Source organism: Burkholderia sp. KL41 (assembly GCF_057005415.2).
In genome coordinates this window covers 291,359-309,991 of the sequence record NZ_CM189268.1, presented here as the reverse complement: position 1 = coordinate 309,991, position 18,633 = coordinate 291,359, and the positions used below count along the sequence as shown (strand labels likewise).

Genomic DNA, 18,633 nt, shown 5'->3' with positions numbered 1-18,633 from the left:
GGAGACAACGGCGCGACGCCCCGCACGGCACGCGCCTCGAGACCGAGATGACCCGCGCCCCTTCCAGCCAGACACCGCACCGCATCGCGCTGCTGTTCAACGCCAACAAGGTCTACGACCGCGAGATCATCAGCGGCATCGGCCAGTACCTGCGCTCGACGCGCGTGGTGTGGGACCTGTTCCTCGAGGACGACTTCCGCTGCCGGCTCGCCGGCATCGAGCATTTCGACGGCGACGGCATCATTGCCGACTTCGACGATCCGGCCGTCGCCGACGCGCTCGCGGGCTCGCCGCTGCCGATCGTCGCGCTCGGCTCGTCTTACGAAGATCCCGCGCAGTATCCGGACGGCGTGCCGTATATCGCGACCGACAACGCGAAACTCGTGTCGCTCGCGTACACGCACCTGATCGGCGCCGGGCTCGCGCACTTCGCGATGTACAGCCTGCCCGACGCGCCGCAGAACCGCTGGGCGCAGCAGCGCGAGCTGGCGTTCGACCGGCTCGCGCGCGCGGATGGCCTCGACGCGCCGATCTACCGCGGGCTGTCGACGAGCGCATCGGCATGGAATCACGCGATCGAGCAGCTGACCGGCTGGCTGCACGCGCTGCCGAAACCCGTCGGCATCATCGCGGTGACCGACGCGCGCGCGCGGCACCTGCTGCAGGCCTGCCTGATCGCCGGCCTCGCGGTGCCGGAGCAGGTCGCGATCATCGGCATCGACAACGATCCGCTCACGCGCACGCTGACACGCATCCCGCTGTCGTCCGTGATCCAGGGCACCGAGGAAATGGGCCGGACCGCCGCGCACCTGCTGCACCAGATGCTGCGCGGCGTGCGTTTTCCCGACCGGCGCATTCTCGTGCCGCCCGTCGGGATCAACGTGCTCGAATCGACGCGCCACCAGCCGCTCACGAGCCCCTACGTGATGCGCGCGCGCCACTTCATTCGCCAGTACGCGTGCCAGGGCATCAAAACGGAACAGGTCGCCGACTACGTCGGCGTGTCGCGCTCGCTGCTGGAGGAACACTTCCGGCGCGAACTGCAGCGCACCGTGCACCAGGAAATCCTGCGTCACAAGCTCGAAGCGGCGCAGGCGCTGCTTGCCGGCCGGCAGGCGTCGAGCGCCGAAGTCGCGATCCGCTGCGGGTTCACGTCGCTTCAGTACATGTACGCGGTATTCCGCCGCGAGCTGGGATGCACGCCGCGCGAATACCAGGAACGCACGATCGCCGCGCACTGAAGCCGGCCTTACCCATCGAATCCACCCATGCATATCGATACCGACTCTCCCCGCCCGGCGCCCGGCGTCGCACGCGTCCCATCCGAACCGTGGGGCACGCTGCCCGACGGCGACGCGGTGCGGCGCTACACGCTGCGTAACGCGCACGGGATGCGCGTCGTCGTCAGCGACCTCGGCGCGACCGTCGTGTCGTGGCTCGCGCCCGACCGCACCGGACGCTTCGCCGATATCGTGCTCGCGCACGACACGCCCGCCGAATACGTCGAATCGGGCGCCTACCTCGGCGCGACGGTCGGCCGCTGGGCGAACCGGATCGCCGGCGCGCGCTTCACGCTCGACGGCGTCGACTACCGGCTCGATCGCAACGAGCGCGGCAATCTGCTGCACGGCGGCGCGAACGGCTTTCACCGCCAGCGCTGGACCGTCGTCGACGACTGCGGCGGGTTGACGCTGCAACTCGATTCGCCGGAAGGCGACGCGGGTTTTCCGGGCAACGTGAGCGTGCAGGTTCGTTATGCGCTCGACGACGACGGCACGCTGACGATCGACTACACCGGCGTCACCGACGCGCCCACGCCGCTCAACCTGACGAATCACAGCTATTTCAACCTCAGCGGCCGCGCGGGCGGCGACGTGCGCGGCCACGTGCTGAGCATCGACGCCGACGCGTTCCTCGAAGTCGACGACGCGCTGATCCCGACCGGCACCGCCGACGTGACCGGCACCGCGTTCGACTTCCGGCACAGCGCACCGCTCGGCGCGCGCCTCGACTGGCCGCACGCGCAACTCGCGCGGGCGCGCGGGTTCGACCACTGTTTCGTGCTGCGCGACGGCGCGCACGCACTCAGGCCCGTCGCGGCGATCTACGATCCGGAAAGCGGCCGCGAGCTGCTCGTGTCGACGGATCAGCGCGGCCTGCAACTCTATACGGGCAACTACCTGGACGGCGTGCGCGTGAGCGGCGGCACGCGCTGCGCGCGACACGCTGCGCTGTGCGTCGAAGCCGGCGGCTTTCCGGATCAGGTCAACATGGACGACCTGCGCGACGCCGTCATCGTGCAACCGGGCGCCGTCTATCGACAGACCACGCAGTACCGCGTCGGCGTTCGCGCCTGACGCGGTGCGCGCCGACGGCGCGGCTACGTCGCGCACCGCTGCCCGGTCGATCCCGCTCCGCTGCACCGCACGCGCGGTGTGATGCCCGGTGTGATCCCCGGTGCGATCGCCTACGCGCGCCGCATCGTCGACACGAGCGCCGCATCCTCGCCCGTCCCGGCCGGCCGTGCCGATGCGGCGTCGGCCGGCCGCGGCCGCTCGCCCAGCCCCGTGCCGCCAGTGCGCCGCCGCGCGGCATGCCGCTCGATCACCCGCTGCAGCACGCAGAACACGCACAGCAGCGCGCCGATCACGATCCGCGTCCACCACGAGCTCAACGTGCCGTCGAACGTGATCAGCACCTGGATCGTGCCGAGGATGCCGACCCCGAACACCGAACCGATCACGTAGCCCACGCCGCCCGTGAGCAGCGTGCCACCGATCACGGTCGCGGCGATCGCGTCGAGCTCCATCCCCTGCGCCTGCAGCCCGTAGCCCGACAGCACGTACAGCGTGAACACCACGCCGCCGAGCGCCGAGCAGAAGCCGCTCAGCGCGTACACGCCGATCTTCGTGCGCGCGACCGGCAAGCCCATCAGCAGCGCCGACCGTTCGTTGCCGCCGATCGCATACACGTTGCGGCCGAACCGCGTGAAATGCGCGACGTAGATCGCGGCGGCCAGCGTCGCGAGCGCGATCAGCGCGCCCGCGCTCAGCGTGCCGCCGCCGACCGGCACGCTGATGCCCGCGATCGCATGAAACGTCGGCTCGTTGATCGTGATCGACTGCGTCGTGATCAGGAAGCACGCGCCGCGCGCGAGAAACATCCCCGCGAGCGTGACGATGAACGGCTGCAAGCGGAAGGTGTGGATCAGCGCGCCCATCGCCGCGCCGTACAGCGCGCCGAACGCCAGCACGAGCGGCACGATGACCCACACCGGCCAGTGCAGCCGCTCGGCGCCGACCGCGCAGAGGATCGTTGTCAGCGCAACGACCGAGCCGACCGACAGGTCGATCCCGCCCGACACGATCACGAACGTCATCCCGATCGCGACGATCAGCAGGAACGCGTTGTCGACGAGCAGCCCGGTGAGCACCTGCATCGAGAAGAATCCCGTGTACATCACGGACCCGAAACCGAACAGCGCGACGAACAGCAGGATCGTCACGACGATCGGCAGCGTGCGCGGGTCGGCGAGCCGGCCAAGGAATCGGGTCATCGGGGCGTCGCTCCGGTGGTGGCGCGCGAACGCGCGGAAGGCAGCAGCCGTGACGCGTGCCGGACGACCAGCGCGCGCGCCGCCTCCGACTGGATCAGCGTCACGACGATCACGACGACCGCCTTAACGACGAGCGTCGCCTCCGGCGGCACGCCGATCGAATAGGTCGTGTAGGTGAGCGTCTGGATGATCAGCGCGCCGAGCACGGAGCCCGCGAGGCTGAAGCGGCCGCCGAGCAGCGACGTGCCGCCGAGCGTCACCGCGAGGATCGCGTCGAGTTCGAGCAGCAGCCCGGCGTTGTTGCCGTCGGCGCTGCGCACGTTCGAACTCGCGAGGATGCCGGCGAGCGCCGCCATCACGCCCGAACACAGATACACGCCGAACACGACCGCCCCCGCGCGCAGCCCGACGAGCCGCGTCGCGACCGGATTCACGCCGATCGCGCGTATGAACAGCCCGAGCGCCGTGCGGTTCACCAGCAGCGCGGTCGCGGCGATCGTCGCGATGGCGATCCACACCGCGCATGGCACGGTCGCGAGATAACCGCCGCCGAGCGCGAGATAGCCGGGCGCGCCGATCGGGATGATCTGGCCGCCCGTCAGCAGCTGCGCGACGCCGCGGCCGGCCACCATCAGGATCAGCGTCGCGATGATCGGCTGCATCCCGACGAACGCGACGAGCAGCCCGTTCCAGGCGCCCGCGAGCAAGCCGACGCCGAGCGCGGCGGCCAGCGCGGCACCGACCCGCGACGGATCGGCGTCGAGCACGATCGCCGCGGCCGCGCCGGCGATCGCGACGATCGCGCCGACCGAGATGTCGATCCCGCGCGTCGCGATCACGAGCGTCATCCCGAGCGACACGATCACGAGCGGCGCCGCGCGGTTCAGGATGTCGACCGGTGCGCCGAACAGGTGGCCGTCGAGCAGCGCGATCGACAGAAAACCCGGACGATGCGCGACATCGAGCGCGAACAGCAGCGCGAGCGTCAGCACCGGCCACGCGAGCGAATGACGAAACAGCGTGCGCAGCGGCGTCATGACTGGCCTCCCGCGATCAGACGGTACACCTGCTCCTCGGATGCATCGGCGCCGCTCAGCTCGGCGACCTTGCGACGGTCGCGCAGCACCGCGATCCGGTGGCTCACGCGCACGACCTCGCCGATCTCCGACGAGATGAACAGGATCGCGAGCCCGGTCTTGCACAGCGCGAGCACGCGCTCCATGATGTCGAACTTCGCGGCGACGTCGATCCCGCGCGTCGGTTCGTCGAGAATCAGCAGCTTCGGGTCCGTCGCGAGCCAGCGCGCGAGCAGCACCTTCTGCTGGTTGCCGCCCGACAGCAGGCCGATCGGCTGCTCCGCGTCGCGCGCCTTGATGCCGAGCCGGGCGATATACGACTCGGCGATCTCGCGCTGGCGCGCGCGCCCGATCAGCCGCCACCAGCCGCGCCGCGCCTGCAGCGCGAGGATGATGTTCTCGCGGATCGACAGCGCGGCGACGATGCCCTCCTTCTTGCGGTCTTCCGGGCAGTACGCGATGCCGTGCCGCACCGCGTCGTGTGGCGACGCGAGCCGCGTGCGCGTGCCGTCGATCTCGATCGCGCCGGTGTCCGGGCGCTCCGCGGCAAACGCGAGCTGCGCGGTTTCGGTACGCCCCGAACCGAGCAGCCCGGCCAGCCCGACGATCTCGCCGGGCCGCACGTCGAGATCGAGCGCGCTCATCATCCCGCGCCGGCCGACCTGCCGCATCGACAGGAACGGCGCGGCGTCGCCCGCGGTGCGCGCGGCGGCCGCGGCACCCGCCTGCAGCGTATCGGACATCCGCTCGCGGCCGGTCATCTTCGCGACCAGCACATCGACCGGAAGGTCGCGCGCCAGGTACTCGCCTTCGCGCTCGCCGTTGCGCATCACGGTGATCCGGTCGGACACCGCATAGGTCTGCTCAAGGAAATGCGTGACGAACAGGATCGCGATGCCCGACGCCTTCAGCCGGCGCAGCACGTCGAACAGCCGCGCGACCTCGCCGTCGTCGAGGCTCGACGTCGGCTCGTCGAGGATCAGCACGCGCGCGTCGACGGAAACGGCGCGCGCGATCGCGACCATCTGCTGCACGGCGATCGGGTACGCGTCGAGCGAGCGCGTGACGTCGAGCGACAGGTCGAGTTCCGCGAGCGCCGCGCGCGCACGCGCATGGATCGCGTTCCAGTCGATCGCACCGCGCCGCATCGGCTGACGGCCCGCGAAGATGTTCTCGGCGACCGACAGGTTCGTGCACAGGTTCACTTCCTGGTAAAGCGTCTGGATCCCGGCCGCCTCGGCTTCGCGCGGCGCGGCGAAGCGCACGGGCCGGCCGCCGACGCGAATCTCGCCCGCGTCGTGCGCATGCACGCCGGTGAGCACGTTGATCAACGTCGACTTGCCCGCGCCGTTCTGCCCCATCAGCGCATGGATCTCGCCGGGAAACAACCGGAAGTCCACGCGCTGCAGCGCGCTGACACCCGGAAATGACTTGTCGATGCCGGTCATCTCGACCACCGGCGATTGCGTCATGACCCCTCCGTCGAAACGGTTGCGAAGCAGTTGCGACTCGGGCGGCAGCCGCGCCGCCGCCCGCGCGGGACATCAGTACTTGCGGGTCGGCAGCACCTGCGCCGCGACGTTCATCGGGAATACCGTCTCGTTCGTGACGATCCGCTTGGGCAGCTGCTTGCCGGCGACCACGTCCTTCACCGCGCTCATCAGCTGCGGGCCGAGCAGCGGGCTGCATTCGACGTCGACGTTGATCTTGCCGGCGATCATCGCCTGGAAACCGCCCTTCGTCGCATCGAACGACACGACGCTCACGTCCTTGCCGGGCTTGATCCCGGCTTCCTCCATCGCCTGGATCGCGCCGAGCGCCATGTCGTCGTTGTGCGCGTAGACGACGTTGATCTGCTTGCCGTAGGTCTTCGCGAACGCTTCCATCACCTGCTTGCCGCCGGCGAGCGTGAAGTCGCCGCTCTGCGACGCGATCACCTTGAATTTCGGATTGTTCTTGATCACTTCGAGCAGGCCCGCGCGGCGATCGTTGGCCGGCGCCGAGCCGACGGTGCCCTGCAGCTCGACGATGTTGATCGGGCCCGCGTCGTTCTTGTAGTGCTCCTCCATCCAGTGGCCGGCGCGCCGCCCTTCCTCGAGGAAGTCCGAGCCGATCATCGTCACGTACAGCGACGGGTCCTTCACGTCGACCGCGCGATCGGTCAGGATCACCGGGATATGCGCGGCCTTCGCTTCGGTCAGCACCGGTTCCCAGCCCGATTCGACGACCGGCGAGAACGCGATCACGTCGACCTTCTGCGCGATGAACGAGCGGATCGCGCGAATCTGGTTCTCCTGCTTCTGCTGCGCGTCCGAGAATTTCAGGTTGATGCCGGCGTCCTTCGCCGCGCCCTTCACCGACACGGTGTTCGCGGTGCGCCACGCGCTTTCCGCGCCGACCTGCGAGAACCCGAGCGTGATCGGCTTTTGCTGCGCGAACGCGCCGTGCGCGAACACCGTCGCCGCGGCGACGAGCGCGCCGGCCGTCAGCTTCCTGAAAAATGTCATGGTCCGTCTCCGATGATGTCGTTGTATGCCGCTGCGCTGTTGTGGTTCTGCTTGGCGCGGGGATGCGGGTCGGGACTGCAGACCGGGCTGGCGCGTGCGGCCGGCCCGGTCTGCATGCCCCGCATCAGTCTATGAACAAGTCCGATAACCTTCCAATGAAATATTGGATTCAGGCGATATCGGAATCGGCATACGTATAAACACCTAAACGGGCTGGGGGACGGCGCGGCGGAGATGGGGAAAGGCGCCGGCTATACGAGTGCGCAAGGCGCGATCATGGGCGGCTTCCTGAACTGGGGCGGCACGCCGGGCTCGGTCGCGAGCGGCTGGCTGATGGATCGCTTCGACCGCTACGGGGTGAGCGCCGCGAGTTTTTGCGTGCCGGTACGGTCGCTCCGGGCCGTGCACGGGATGCAGTCGACGTTCCGGGCCCGGCAGATGCTCGCCTTTGCTTGGGGATGATTCATTCCCGGCGCCCATACCTGCATGAACGCGCTGACCGCGCGCTTCTATCCGACCGTCGCGCGTTCGACCGGCTTGAGCTGGTGCATGCGTTCCGGCGCCTGGGCGCGATCGGCAGCGCATTTGCCGGTGCGGCCCCCCTGAGCGCGGGGCTGAGTCTCGGCCAGATTCTTCCGCTGATGGCCGACGTGCCGCTGACCGGCGCGGTAGCGAGGCTCGTGAAGCGCCGGGCGCTGGCCGACGAATCGAAGGGAACGGCCGTGATTTCTGCGGCGGAGGTTTCCGCGAATACCTGACGAGAGCCGTCGCGACAGAACTCAGATCCGGCAGGTCGCCACCTTCCTGTCGGTCTCGCCAACCATCTCCGCGGTCAACGAGCGGATAACGACTTGTGTCCCGTTGCCTTCAACGCGACATTGACATCATCGCGCGTGTTGACGATACGGCCTTCCACCTTGCAATCCGATTGCACCGGCTTCGCCCCGTCTGCAAATCCCACGCCGCCGAGATCGGTTGCTACCCATTGCGCGTTGCGCCTTTCAAGCGCGAACTTCATGATCTCGACCTGGTCATCCGTCATCTCCAGGCTGCCGTCCTTATCCGTCAAACCAACACATGCGAAGGCGGCATCACGATCCTTGATCAGGTCGACCACGAAATAGCGGTAATCCTTCAGGTCCGGTTCGCTGTCGTTCAGCCGGTGAACGGCAGCCAGTATATGGGCGCGGTCAGGGTCGCTCTTGTCCAGATCGCGGGCATACGTCACGTTGGCGACGGTCGCGACGAGGATCAATGCGCATGCAGTAAGCCTGGATAGCTTTGTCATCAAGATTCGAGAAAAATAGGTAACCGGGATCGCCCCGTCATCGAGCGGCAGAGCGAACGTCTCGCTGGACATCGCAACACCCCGCCTCGGGCAAAAGTACATCCAACGAGTCGATGCGGCCGTCATCGATGTGCTGCCGTCATCCGGCACAAGCGCCAGTCGATAGTCGTCATCCGTTACGTCATAGCCGATCGGGAAGCGATACGCTACCACCAAAGACGGCGACAGATGGCTTTTGTTCACCTCATGCGCGTTGCCCTGGTTCCTACCCAACGTTGCCAACGATTGCAGATGTTGATGAGCATCGAAGCGATCGCGCCGTACACCGGCTTGTTCCCCTTGGTCGGCTTCCCCCACTTCAGGAAACTGCTTGCCATCGCATTGGTCTTTCCCTTCGTCCCCTCATAGCCCGCGCGCTGCAAACGCCAGTTCAAGAACGCCGCACAGTATGCTGCGGAATTCGGATCAGCGTTGGTTTGCGACGTCGCACCGAAATACGCCTTGATGTGCCCGGTGGAAACGTCTCCTCCCTTGCGCTTGATGCCGACGCGACACTCCTCCTCTGCATACGTCATCCACGGTGCATGCCTGGCACTCAGTGCCTCGGTTTTCGGGTGATCGCTCTCGTCCCGGGAACGGACAGCATGCACTTCCGGCGCCGGCTTTGGACGGACGATCCGGCGCCCACAGGTGCCGCCGCAGATGATTAGCCTGCCGCCACCGGTGCGGCGGCCGTTGCCGCGTCCGGTGACGAAGACGGATGCGCATGTGCCTTCGGTACGGCCAGCACCTGATGCGGATACAGAAAGTGCGGCGATGCAATGCCGTTCAGACGCGCCAGTACGCGATAGCGCGTCGAGTATTTGTCACGGCGTGTTCGTCGCATCACCCGCGCCGGCCGGATGACGGGCCGGTCGCTCACGACGGCCAGGATTACCGCGCATCGCCATCGCCGGCCACGCCGAGCCGCCGGCCGATGCCGCTGTCGCGACCGCGCGACGTCTCGCCGCCCCGATTCGGCACAACGCCGGCCGCATGCGGCCGACCTTCGTCGGCCGCGCGCGCCGGGTTCAGCGCTTGCAGCACGCTCGCTCGCCCGCCGTCGTCATCGGGCAATTGCGGCATCCCGCGTGCAAAGGCCGGCGCGACCGCCGCCGCGAGCAGCGCGGCGATCGCCAGCCGGGAAAGGCGTTTCATCGCCTGTCTCCCGGTCACTGCGCGCTGACGGCCGGCACCGGCGTCGACGCGGTCGCGGTGGCCTGCTCGCCGTGCGCGATCGCATAGAGCTCGCGATTGCGCGCGACCGTCTGCGGGCTCGGCGGATAGTCCCAGTTCGACATGGGCACGGTGCCGTCGCGCTGCGCCTGAACGAGCTCGGCGATCACGTCGGCACGGGTCGGGCCCGACGACGACGCTTGCGCGAAAGCGGCAACCGGCGTGCCGATGGCGAGGGCGAGCAGCGCGGTCGCTGCGATCAGTCTGCGATTCATGATGAAACTCCCCAGAACGGTTCGATGAGGACGCATCGTCGATGCGCCGCCGGCGGTGCCGCGGATGCGGTTCGCCGCCCGACATCTTCATTCTGGTGACTGCGGCCGGCACGACGCTGACCGCCACATGACAATCCTGAAATCTGCGGCGCCACGCGCAGATAACCGTTTCGTAATCTTCGAGTCAGGGCCGGGTCAACGCGGCAACGGCAGACTGCACGCTCGTCGCATCCATCGCGGCGCCCTTGCCCTGCTTCGAGGAAAACATCATGTGGATCGTCCGGCTGGCATTGCGCAGGCCCTATACGTTCGTCGTGCTTGCGCTGCTGATCTTCATCGCGGGCACCCTCGCGATCCTGCGCACACCGACCGACATCTTTCCGAACATCGACATCCCGGTCGTCAGCATCGTCTGGTCGTACAACGGCTTTTCCGCCGAGGACATGGCCAAGCGCATCACGACCAACTACGAGCGCGCGCTCACGTCCGACGTCGACGACATCGAGCACATCGAATCGCAATCGCTGAACGGCGTGTCGGTCGTGAAGATCTTCTTCCACCCCGGCGCGGACATCAATCGCGCGATTGCCGAAGCCTCGAGCAACTCCGCGTCGATCCTGCGGATCCTGCCGCCGGGCACGCTGCCGCCGAACATCATCACGTACAACGCGTCGACGGTGCCGATCCTGCAGCTCGGGCTGTCGAGCAGCACGCTCGCCGAGCAGCAGCTGTACGACCTCGGCAACAGCTTCATCCGCACGCAGCTCGCGACCGTCCAGGGCGCGGCCGTGCCGCTGCCGTTCGGCGGCAAGGTGCCCGAGATCGTCGTCGACCTGAACATGCGCGCGCTGCAGGCCAAGGGGCTCGCGCCGATCGACGTGGTCAACGCGATCAACGCGCAGAACCTGATCCTTCCCGGCGGCACCGCGAAGATCGGCGCGCGCGAATACAACGTGCAGATGAACGGCAGTACGCAGACCGTCGCCGCGCTGAACGACCTGCCGGTGAAGACCGTCGGCGGCAACGTCGTCTATGTGCGCGACGTGGCCCACGTGCGCAACGGCTACGCGCCGCAGACCAACATCGTGCGCAGCGACGGCAAGCGCGCGGCGCTGCTGACGGTCGAGAAGACCGGCAGCGCATCGACGCTGACGATCATCGGCCAGGTGAAGGCGATGCTGCCGAAGATCGCGGCCGGCCTGCCGAAGGCGCTGCACATCACGCCGCTCGGCGACCAGTCGGTGTTCGTGAAAGCGGCGATCCAGGGCGTCGCGCGCGAGGCGCTGATCGCCGCGTGCCTGACGGCGCTGATGATCCTGCTGTTCCTCGGCAGCTGGCGCGCGACGCTGATCATCGCCGTGACGATCCCGCTCGCGGTGCTGACGTCGCTGTGCGCGCTGGCCGCGCTCGGCGAGACGATCAACATCATGACGCTCGGCGGGCTCGCGCTCGCGGTCGGGATTCTCGTCGACGATGCGACCGTCGCGATCGAGAACATCACGCACCACCTCGAACGCGGCGCGCCGCTCGAGGAGGCGATCCTGACCGGCGCGGGCGAGATCGCCGTGCCGACCTTCGTGTCGACGCTGTCGATCTGCATCGTGTTCGCGCCGATGTTCCTGCTGACGGGCGTCGCGCGCTACCTGTTCGTGCCGATGGCCGAAGCGGTGATCTTCGCGATGATCGCGTCGTACTTCTTCTCGCGCACGCTGATCCCGACGCTCGCGATGGTGCTGATGCGCGCCAAGGGGCACGGCAAGACGCCGCGCGGCATCTTCGCTCGCTTCGCGCGCTTCCAGGCCGCCTTCGAGCACCGTTTCGAAGCGGTCCGCGCGCGCTATCGCGCGCTGCTGTCGGCCGCGATCGCGAACCGGCGCCGCTTCGCGGCCGCGTTCCTGCTCGCCTGCGTGGCTTCCACGAGCCTGTTCGCCGTCGCCGGGCAGGATTTCTTCCCGTCGGTCGATACCGGCGAGATCCGGCTGCACCTGCGCGCGCCGACCGGCACGCGGATCGAGGAGACCGCGCGCCTGACCGACGAGGTCGAGACGCGGATCCGCTCGGTGATCCCCGCGAACGAACTGGCCGGCGTGCTCGACAACATCGGCGTACCGGTCAGCGGGATCAACCTGACCTACGACTCGTCCGATCCGGTCGGCGCCGGCGATGCCGACATCATGATCACGCTGAAGCCGAACCACCGGTCGACCGCGCAGTACGTGACGAAGCTGCGCAACCTGCTGAACCAGGCGTTCCCGGGCGTGACCTTCGCGTTCCTGCCGGCCGACATCGTCAGCCAGATCCTCAACTTCGGGTTGCCCGCGCCGATCGACATCCAGATCGTCGGCAACCGGCTCGATGCGAACCGCGCGGTCGCGAACCGGTTGCTCGCGCAACTGCGCGGCGTGCGCGGCCTCGTGGACGCGCGCATCCAGCAGCCCGGCGACGCACCCGCGATCAACGTCGACGTCGATCGCACCAAGGCGATCCAGGCCGGGCTCCAGCAGCGCGACGTGGCGCAGAACCTGCTGATCGCGCTGTCCGGCAGCTCGCAGACCACGCCGAACTTCTGGCTGAACCCCGCCAACGGCGTCAGTTACCCGGTGCTGGTGCAGACGCCGCAGTACGACGTCAATTCGCTGCAGTCGCTCGCGAACATCGCGATGCCGACCGCCGCGCAATCGCCGCAGACACCCGCGGGCGGCCCCGCGGCCGGCGCGGGCGCGCAGAACCTGCTCGGCACGCTGGGCACCTTCTCGCGCGCCGAGCAGCAGGCCGTCGTGTCGCACTACAACGTGCAGCCGGTGCTCGACATCTTCGCGTCGGTGCAGGACCGCGATCTCGGCGGCGTGACGGCCGACGTGACGAAGCTCGTCGACGCCGCACGCGCGCAACTGCCGCCCGGCTCGTCGATCGTGCTGCGCGGCCAGGTGCAGGCGATGCACCAGTCGTTCGCGGGGCTGCTGAGCGGCCTCGTGCTCGCGATCGCGCTGGTCTACCTGCTGATGGTCGTGAACTTCCAGTCGTGGCTCGACCCGCTCGTGATCGTCAGCGGCCTGCCCGCGTCGCTCGCGGGCATCGCGTGGATGCTGTTCGTCACGAACACGACGCTGTCGGTGCCCGCGCTGACCGGCACGATCCTGTGCATCGGCATCGCGACCGCGAACAGCATTCTCGTCGTCAACGCGGCGCGCGAGCTGAGCGCCGGCGGCACGCCGCCGTGGCAGGCCGCGCTCGACGCGGGGTTCAGCCGGTTCCGCCCGGTCGTGATGACCGCGCTCGCGATGCTGATCGGCATGCTGCCGATGGCGCTCGGCCTCGGCGACGGCGGCGAGCAGAACGCGCCGCTCGGCCGCGCGGTGATCGGCGGCCTCGCATTCGGCACGGTGTCGACGCTGCTGTTCGTGCCCGTCGTGTTCGGCTTCGTCCATGCGTGGCTCGAACGGCGACGCGATGCGGCCGCCGCACGCCGCGTGACGGACACGCCGGCACTGCCTTGAGCACGGTTGCCCGGATACCTGGATACCCGCCGATTTCCTCCGACTCGCCCGACTTCGAACCCATCATGAACGACTCGACCGAACCTCTCGCCCCGCTTTCCGCCGAAACGGCGGCGGTGCCGCCTGTCGCGCGCGACACCGCACCCGACGCGCCGCTGCCCCATCGCGGCCGCAGGCTCGCCGTGCCGCTGGTCGCGCTCGCACTCGCCGCCGCGCTGCTGGCCGCCGGCATCGTGCCGCGTATCGATGCACGCGCCGCGCAGCGCGTGCAGGTGGCCGCGCAGCAGGCGCTGCCGGTGTCCGTGATCCGGCCCGGCGCCGCGCCGGCCGACCAGACGCTCACGCTGCCGGGTGCGGTGATGCCCTACGCGGAAGCGTCGATCTACGCACGCACGAGCGGCTACATCGCGCACTGGAGTGCGGATATCGGCACGCACGTGAAAGCCGGGCAGACGCTCGCGCAGATCACGGCGCCCGACCTCGACGCGCAGTTGCGCCAGGCGCACGCCGACACGTCGACCGCGCAGGCGAACTACGACTACGCGAAATCGACCGCGCAGCGCTGGCAGGAGATGCTGAAGACGCAGTCGGTATCGCAACAGGACACCGATACGAAGGTCGCCGACATGAACGCGAAGCGCGCGATGCTCGCCTCCGCGCAGGCGAATGCCGCCCATCTGAACGAACTCGTGTCGTACGAATCGGTGACGGCGCCGTTCGACGGCGTGATCACCGCGCGCAACGTCGACGTCGGCACGCTCGTCACGGCGGGCGGCACACCGGGCAGCCCGGGGCTGTCGGGCGAGCTGTTCCACCTCGAGCAGACCGACACGCTGCGCGTGTTCGTCGACGTTCCGCAGGATAGCGCGACCGGCGTATCGGCCGGCACGCCCGTGTACCTGACCACGCAGCAGTATCCGGGCCGGCGCTTCGCCGCGCGCGTGGCGCGCAGCGCGGGCGCGATCGATCCCGTGACGCGCACGCTGCGGGTCGAGATCGACGTCGACAACCGCGACGGCGCGCTGATGCCGGGCGCGTATGCGCAGGCGCACCTGCTCGTCGCGAGTGCGGCGCCCGCGTTCGAGCTGCCGGTCAGCGCGCTGCTGTTCCGGCCGAACGGCGTGACGGTCGCGACCGTCGCCGCGAACGGCACCACCGCGCTGAAGACCGTGCAAATCGGCCGCGATTTCGGCACGCACGTCGAGATCGTCGCGGGGCTGGCCGCGACCGATCGGGTGATCGACAACCCGGGCGATTCGATCGCCAGCGGCGAGACCGTGAAGATCGTGGCGGTCGAGCCCGGCGCGGCGCAGGCGGCTGCGCGGGCCGGCTCGGCTACCGGCGTGCCGGTGGCGCCTCACGCGGTAGCGGCCGCGACAGCACCGGCCGCCGTCGCGGCGCCCGCGTCGACGCCGGTTGCGACGTCGACGCAGGCCCACGGCTGACCGTTCATGACAACCCGCGAGATCTCCACCATGTGCCTCTTTCGTCCGCTTCCGTTCGCGCGCCGCGTCGTCGCGCTCGGCATCGCCGCCGCGTTGACCGCATGCTCGACGCTACCCGCCTACTCGCCCCCCACCGTCGCGGTGCCTGCGCACTATGCGGGCGTACCGGCTGCGGGCATACCGGCTTCGGGCGTACCGGCTACGGGCGTACCGGCTTCGGCCGCCCCCGTCTCCCAACCCGGCTGGAACGTCGCCACGCCCGCAGATGCCGCATCACGCGGCCCGTGGTGGACCGTCTTCGACGACGCCGCACTGAACGCGCTCGAAGCCCGCGTCGACATCTCGAACCAGACCGTGAAGAAAGCCGTCGCCGATCTCCAGCAGGCGCGCGCGACGGTCGGCTACCAGCGTGCGGGGTACCTGCCGACCGTCACGGCCGGCGTCGCGCAGAGCCGCTCGCGCTTGTCGCAGAACAAGCTCGGCTCGTCGCTCGCCGGCAAGACGACGCCCGACTACCAGGCCGGCGTCGCCGCGAGCTGGGAACCCGACCTGTTCGGCCGCGTGCGCGACGCCGTGACGGGCGCGCAGGCGAATGCCGACGCGAGCGCGGCCGACCTTCAGGCCGTGAGGCTGTCCGTCACGGCCGAACTCGCGACCGACTATTTCGCGCTGCGCTCGCTCGACACGCAGAAGCAACTGCTCGACGAAACGGTGCGCGCGTATGCCGATGCACTGACGCTGCTGAAGCAGCAACTCGCGGCCGGCGCGATCGACGCGTCGGCCGTCGCGCAAGCCGAGACGCAGCTCGAATCGACGCAGACGCAGGACACCGACATCGACGCGTCGCGCGCGCAACTTCAGCATGCGCTCGCGACGCTGGTCGGCGAAAGCGCGTCGACCTTCACGCTGCCGCCGCGCGTGCAGGCATTCAACGTGCCGACGATCCCGGCCGGCGTGCCGTCGCAACTGCTCGAGCGGCGGCCCGACATCGCGGCGGCCGAGCGGCGCGTCGCGGCCGCGAACGCGCAGATCGGCGAGGCGCGCGCCGCGTTCTTTCCCGACCTGGTGCTGTCGGCGAGCGCGGGGCTCGAAAGTTCGTTCTTCGCGCCGTGGCTCACCGCGCCGAGCCTGTTCTGGTCGCTCGGTTCGCAGCTCGCCGGCACGCTGTTCGACGGCGGGCGCCGCAGCGCGTCGCTGCACGCCGCGCATGCGCAGTACGACGGCGTGGTCGCCGATTACCGGCAGACCGTGCTGGCCGCGTTCCAGCAGGTCGAGGATCAGCTTTCCGCGCTCGATGCGCTTGCATCGGAAGCGAACAGCCAGCAGCGCGCGACCGACGCGGCCGAACTGTCGCTGAAGCTGACGACCAACCGCTTCAACGCCGGTGCGGTCAGCTATCTCGACGTCGTGACCGCGCAGACGATCGCGCTGTCGAACCGGCGCCTGGCCGACCAGATCGCCGCGCGCCGGATGGAGGCGGCGGTCGCGCTGCTGACGGCGCTCGGCGGCGGCTGGAACAGGGGTACGGATATGGATGCGCACGCAACGGTCGCCGCGCACGCGGCCGCTACGCCGTCGGCATCCTGACGAACGTGAGGATGAAGCGCGTGCCGGCCGCGTCGCTTTCGACGCGTGCGGTGCCGCCGTGCAATTCCATCACCGAGCGCACGATCGCGAGGCCGAGCCCGGCCGTGCCGCCCGGCACGCCGCCGCTGCGTGCGGGGTCGCCGCGCACGAAACGCTCGAAGATGCGCGGCAGCAGCGCGGGATCGATCGGCTCGCCCGGGTTCGCGACGACGACGCGCACCGCATCCGCCGTTTCGTCGACGCTCATCGCGATCACGCCGCCCGCCGGCGTATAGCGCAGCGCGTTGGCCAGCAGGTTGCTGACCGCGCGGCGGAACAGTTCGAGATCGGCGGTCAGTTGCCCGTGCCCGTCGACGCGCAGCGTCGATCCCGCTTCGTCGGCCAGCCCTTCGAAATAACCGGCGATACGCTCCAGTTCGTCATGCACGTCGAACGCACGCTGCCGCGTGACGAAACCCGGATGCTCGGCGCGCGCGAGAAACAGCACGTTCTCGATCATCCGCGCGAGACGGTCGTATTCCTCGAGATTCGATTCGAGCAGCGCCTGGTACTCGTCGGGCGAACGCGGCCGCGCGAGCGCCACCTCGGTCGCGCCGCGCATGTTGTTCAGCGGCGTGCGCAGATCGTGCGCGAGATCCGCGCTGAATTGCGACAGGTGTCCGAACGCCTGCTGCAGGCGGCCGAGCATCGCGTTCTGCGCGTCGACGAGCGCCGTCAGCTCGCGCGGCGCACGCGACGCGTCGAGCCGCGTGTCGAGCTTGTCGACGGTGATCCGGCCCGTGTTCGCGACGATCTCGCGCAGCGGCGCGAGCGATGTGCGGATCAGCCAGTAGCTGAGCAGCATCGCGAACAGCGCACCCAGGCCGCCGGCGATCTTCAGCCGGTCGCGGTAGCCGTCGAGCATCGCGGCGCGATCGCTCATGTTGCGCGCGATCGCGATCCGGATCGTCGAGTGGTCGCGCAACTGCGCATCGCTGACGACGCCGCGCACGGACACGCCGCCGCCGGCCGTCCAGGTCGCGATCCGGTCGGTGGTGATCCGTTCGTTCGCGGGCACCGGCGTCGCGTGCGGCGGGAACAGCTCGGCGTCGGGCAATGCCGGCAGCGCGGGCGAGGTGGGCGAGGTGGGCGAGGTGGGCGTCGATGCGGCTGCCGCCGGCTCGGGCGAGTCCTCGAACCCGGTGCGCTCGACGTTGTGGCGCGCGAGCACGTTGCCCTGCCCGTCGACGACGGCGATCGACAGCGCCGCGTTGCCGAGCACCTGGCTCGTCAGCCGGTCCGCATGCGTGCGCACCGCGTCGAGCGAATCGAGCTCGCCCGCCAGCCGGCGCGTGTGCCGCGCGGCGAGCACGATGTCGAGGTCGTCCTGCGTGCTCACCTGCCGCTCGAGGGCCGTATACACATAGGTGCCGACAAGCGCGAAGACGGCGAGCATGGTCGCGCCGAACGCGAGCGCGAGCGTCGCGCCGATCGAGCGGCCGATCAAGCGGGCGATCAAGCGGCCGAGCGTCATGCGGCGTCCTTCGGTTCGAGCACGTAGCCGACGCCGCGCACCGTATGGATCAGCTTGACCGCGAAATCGTCGTCGATCTTCGCGCGCAGCCGGCGGATCGCGACTTCGACGACGTTGGTGTCGCTGTCGAAATTCATGTCCCACACATACGACGCGATCTGCGTGCGACTCAGCACCTCGCCCTGCCGGCGCGCGAGCAGTTGCAGCAGCGAGAATTCGCGCGGCGTCAGGTCGATCCGCACGGTGCCGCGCTTCACGCGGCGGCGCACGACGTCGATCTCCAGGTCGCCCACCGCGATGCGCTCCGTCTCGCGCGGCGGCCCGCGCCGTGCGAGCGTGCGGATCCGCGCAAGCAGCTCGACGAATGCGAACGGCTTCACGAGGTAGTCGTCGGCGCCGAGTTCGAGGCCGTGCACACGATCCTGCACGTCGTCGCGCGCGGTCAGGAACAGCACGGGCGTCGCGTGCGTGTCGCGCAGCCGCTTGAGCACGCTCCAGCCGTCGAGCACGGGCAGCATCACGTCGAGCACGATCACGTCATAGCTCTCCTCCTGCGCGAGCGTCAGGCCCTCGCCGCCATCCTTCGCGAGATCGACGCTGAAGCCGGATTCCTCGAGCCCTTTCTTCAGGTACGCGCCGGTCTTCGGTTCGTCTTCGACTATCAGGATGCGCAT

The 18,633-nt window shown here is 69.0% G+C and carries 18 protein-coding genes; 7 read left to right on the top strand and 11 right to left on the bottom strand.

Annotation, left to right across the window (positions count from 1 at the left end; translation table 11 throughout):
- The first annotated feature begins 47 nt into the window (after positions 1-47).
- Both PQB87_RS35460 and PQB87_RS35455 read left to right on the top strand, forming a co-directional pair.
- On the top strand, positions 48-1,241 hold the full coding sequence (locus PQB87_RS35460) for a XylR family transcriptional regulator (protein ID WP_153491436.1): 1,194 nt from the start codon (positions 48-50) through the stop codon (positions 1,239-1,241).
- A gap of 27 nt (positions 1,242-1,268) precedes the next feature.
- On the top strand, positions 1,269-2,357 hold the full coding sequence (locus PQB87_RS35455) for an aldose epimerase family protein (RefSeq protein WP_060316254.1): 1,089 nt from the start codon (positions 1,269-1,271) through the stop codon (positions 2,355-2,357).
- A gap of 110 nt (positions 2,358-2,467) precedes the next feature.
- Here the strand turns inward: PQB87_RS35455 and yjfF are convergent, their stop codons facing one another.
- The 4 genes from yjfF to PQB87_RS35435 form a co-directional block, all read right to left on the bottom strand.
- Positions 2,468-3,556, bottom strand: a complete 1,089-nt coding sequence (gene yjfF / locus PQB87_RS35450) for a galactofuranose ABC transporter, permease protein YjfF (RefSeq protein ID WP_060198959.1) — start codon at positions 3,554-3,556, stop codon at positions 2,468-2,470.
- Positions 3,553-4,593, bottom strand: coding sequence for an ABC transporter permease (locus tag PQB87_RS35445; RefSeq protein WP_060067481.1), 1,041 nt, complete (start codon positions 4,591-4,593; stop codon positions 3,553-3,555). The genes yjfF and PQB87_RS35445 overlap by 4 nt, the downstream gene beginning before the upstream one ends.
- The gene (locus PQB87_RS35440) at positions 4,590-6,104 is read right to left on the bottom strand and encodes a sugar ABC transporter ATP-binding protein (protein ID WP_489244962.1); all 1,515 of its coding nucleotides are present in this window, start codon (positions 6,102-6,104) and stop codon (positions 4,590-4,592) included. The genes PQB87_RS35445 and PQB87_RS35440 overlap by 4 nt, the downstream gene beginning before the upstream one ends.
- A 72-nt stretch (positions 6,105-6,176) precedes the next feature.
- Positions 6,177-7,139 carry an ABC transporter substrate-binding protein gene (locus tag PQB87_RS35435; RefSeq protein WP_060067485.1) on the bottom strand — a complete coding sequence of 321 codons (963 nt, stop codon included), beginning with the start codon at positions 7,137-7,139 and terminating at the stop codon, positions 6,177-6,179.
- Between the two features lie 234 nt (positions 7,140-7,373).
- Here PQB87_RS35435 and PQB87_RS35430 point away from each other — a divergent pair, with 234 nt between their 5' ends.
- The gene (locus PQB87_RS35430; RefSeq protein ID WP_489244960.1) at positions 7,374-7,601 is read left to right on the top strand and encodes an MFS transporter; all 228 of its coding nucleotides are present in this window, start codon (positions 7,374-7,376) and stop codon (positions 7,599-7,601) included.
- Positions 7,598-7,897 (top strand): hypothetical protein, encoded by a 300-nt coding sequence (locus PQB87_RS35425; protein ID WP_502291568.1) that lies wholly within the window; start codon positions 7,598-7,600, stop codon positions 7,895-7,897. The genes PQB87_RS35430 and PQB87_RS35425 overlap by 4 nt, the downstream gene beginning before the upstream one ends.
- Positions 7,898-7,971: 74 nt before the next feature.
- Here the strand turns inward: PQB87_RS35425 and PQB87_RS35420 are convergent, their stop codons facing one another.
- From PQB87_RS35420 to PQB87_RS35400, 5 genes are all read right to left on the bottom strand, one after another.
- Positions 7,972-8,670 carry a hypothetical protein gene (locus PQB87_RS35420; protein WP_489244956.1) on the bottom strand — a complete coding sequence of 233 codons (699 nt, stop codon included), beginning with the start codon at positions 8,668-8,670 and terminating at the stop codon, positions 7,972-7,974.
- Positions 8,667-9,002, bottom strand: a complete 336-nt coding sequence (locus PQB87_RS35415; RefSeq protein WP_489244955.1) for a C40 family peptidase — start codon at positions 9,000-9,002, stop codon at positions 8,667-8,669. The genes PQB87_RS35420 and PQB87_RS35415 overlap by 4 nt, the downstream gene beginning before the upstream one ends.
- A gap of 131 nt (positions 9,003-9,133) precedes the next feature.
- Positions 9,134-9,313: a LysM peptidoglycan-binding domain-containing protein gene (locus PQB87_RS35410; protein ID WP_489244953.1), complete on the bottom strand. Its 180-nt coding sequence runs from the start codon at positions 9,311-9,313 to the stop codon at positions 9,134-9,136.
- 47 nt (positions 9,314-9,360) lie between these two features.
- Positions 9,361-9,624 carry a hypothetical protein gene (locus PQB87_RS35405; protein ID WP_153491431.1) on the bottom strand — a complete coding sequence of 88 codons (264 nt, stop codon included), beginning with the start codon at positions 9,622-9,624 and terminating at the stop codon, positions 9,361-9,363.
- A gap of 14 nt (positions 9,625-9,638) precedes the next feature.
- The gene (locus tag PQB87_RS35400; protein ID WP_059686220.1) at positions 9,639-9,917 is read right to left on the bottom strand and encodes a DUF4148 domain-containing protein; all 279 of its coding nucleotides are present in this window, start codon (positions 9,915-9,917) and stop codon (positions 9,639-9,641) included.
- Between the two features lie 269 nt (positions 9,918-10,186).
- Here PQB87_RS35400 and PQB87_RS35395 point away from each other — a divergent pair, with 269 nt between their 5' ends.
- The 3 genes from PQB87_RS35395 to PQB87_RS35385 all read left to right on the top strand — a co-directional run bounded on the left by PQB87_RS35395 (position 10,187) and on the right by PQB87_RS35385 (position 16,446).
- Positions 10,187-13,414: an efflux RND transporter permease subunit gene (locus tag PQB87_RS35395; RefSeq protein WP_489244951.1), complete on the top strand. Its 3,228-nt coding sequence runs from the start codon at positions 10,187-10,189 to the stop codon at positions 13,412-13,414.
- 65 nt (positions 13,415-13,479) lie between these two features.
- On the top strand, positions 13,480-14,859 hold the full coding sequence (locus tag PQB87_RS35390) for an efflux RND transporter periplasmic adaptor subunit (protein ID WP_489244949.1): 1,380 nt from the start codon (positions 13,480-13,482) through the stop codon (positions 14,857-14,859).
- Between the two features lie 30 nt (positions 14,860-14,889).
- A complete protein-coding gene (locus PQB87_RS35385) occupies positions 14,890-16,446 on the top strand; it encodes an efflux transporter outer membrane subunit (RefSeq protein WP_489245172.1) in 1,557 nt (518 codons plus the stop codon).
- Here PQB87_RS35385 and PQB87_RS35380 read toward each other — a convergent pair.
- Both PQB87_RS35380 and PQB87_RS35375 read right to left on the bottom strand, forming a co-directional pair.
- Positions 16,427-17,959, bottom strand: a complete 1,533-nt coding sequence (locus PQB87_RS35380) for a heavy metal sensor histidine kinase (protein WP_489244947.1) — start codon at positions 17,957-17,959, stop codon at positions 16,427-16,429. The two genes, PQB87_RS35385 and PQB87_RS35380, sit on opposite strands and share 20 nt — an antisense overlap.
- Positions 17,956-18,633, bottom strand: coding sequence for a heavy metal response regulator transcription factor (locus tag PQB87_RS35375; RefSeq protein WP_021160488.1), 678 nt, complete (start codon positions 18,631-18,633; stop codon positions 17,956-17,958). The genes PQB87_RS35380 and PQB87_RS35375 overlap by 4 nt, the downstream gene beginning before the upstream one ends.

Excerpts from the sequence above, each read along its gene's own strand:
- PQB87_RS35375 (WP_021160488.1), bottom strand. The coding sequence starts at position 18,633 with ATGCGCATCCTGATAGTCGAAGACGAACCGAAGACCGGCGCGTACCTG.
- PQB87_RS35405 (WP_153491431.1), bottom strand. The coding sequence starts at position 9,624 with ATGAAACGCCTTTCCCGGCTGGCGATCGCCGCGCTGCTCGCGGCGGCG.
- yjfF (WP_060198959.1), bottom strand. The coding sequence starts at position 3,556 with ATGACCCGATTCCTTGGCCGGCTCGCCGACCCGCGCACGCTGCCGATC.
- PQB87_RS35410 (WP_489244953.1), bottom strand. The coding sequence starts at position 9,313 with ATGCGACGAACACGCCGTGACAAATACTCGACGCGCTATCGCGTACTG.
- PQB87_RS35435 (WP_060067485.1), bottom strand. The coding sequence starts at position 7,139 with ATGACATTTTTCAGGAAGCTGACGGCCGGCGCGCTCGTCGCCGCGGCG.
- PQB87_RS35390 (WP_489244949.1), top strand. The coding sequence starts at position 13,480 with ATGAACGACTCGACCGAACCTCTCGCCCCGCTTTCCGCCGAAACGGCG.
- PQB87_RS35385 (WP_489245172.1), top strand. The coding sequence starts at position 14,890 with ATGTGCCTCTTTCGTCCGCTTCCGTTCGCGCGCCGCGTCGTCGCGCTC.
- PQB87_RS35400 (WP_059686220.1), bottom strand. The coding sequence starts at position 9,917 with ATGAATCGCAGACTGATCGCAGCGACCGCGCTGCTCGCCCTCGCCATC.
- PQB87_RS35445 (WP_060067481.1), bottom strand. The coding sequence starts at position 4,593 with ATGACGCCGCTGCGCACGCTGTTTCGTCATTCGCTCGCGTGGCCGGTG.
- PQB87_RS35460 (WP_153491436.1), top strand. The coding sequence starts at position 48 with ATGACCCGCGCCCCTTCCAGCCAGACACCGCACCGCATCGCGCTGCTG.
- PQB87_RS35440 (WP_489244962.1), bottom strand. The coding sequence starts at position 6,104 with ATGACGCAATCGCCGGTGGTCGAGATGACCGGCATCGACAAGTCATTT.
- PQB87_RS35415 (WP_489244955.1), bottom strand. The coding sequence starts at position 9,002 with ATGACGTATGCAGAGGAGGAGTGTCGCGTCGGCATCAAGCGCAAGGGA.
- PQB87_RS35425 (WP_502291568.1), top strand. The coding sequence starts at position 7,598 with ATGATTCATTCCCGGCGCCCATACCTGCATGAACGCGCTGACCGCGCG.
- PQB87_RS35380 (WP_489244947.1), bottom strand. The coding sequence starts at position 17,959 with ATGACGCTCGGCCGCTTGATCGCCCGCTTGATCGGCCGCTCGATCGGC.
- PQB87_RS35455 (WP_060316254.1), top strand. The coding sequence starts at position 1,269 with ATGCATATCGATACCGACTCTCCCCGCCCGGCGCCCGGCGTCGCACGC.
- PQB87_RS35395 (WP_489244951.1), top strand. The coding sequence starts at position 10,187 with ATGTGGATCGTCCGGCTGGCATTGCGCAGGCCCTATACGTTCGTCGTG.
- PQB87_RS35430 (WP_489244960.1), top strand. The coding sequence starts at position 7,374 with ATGGGGAAAGGCGCCGGCTATACGAGTGCGCAAGGCGCGATCATGGGC.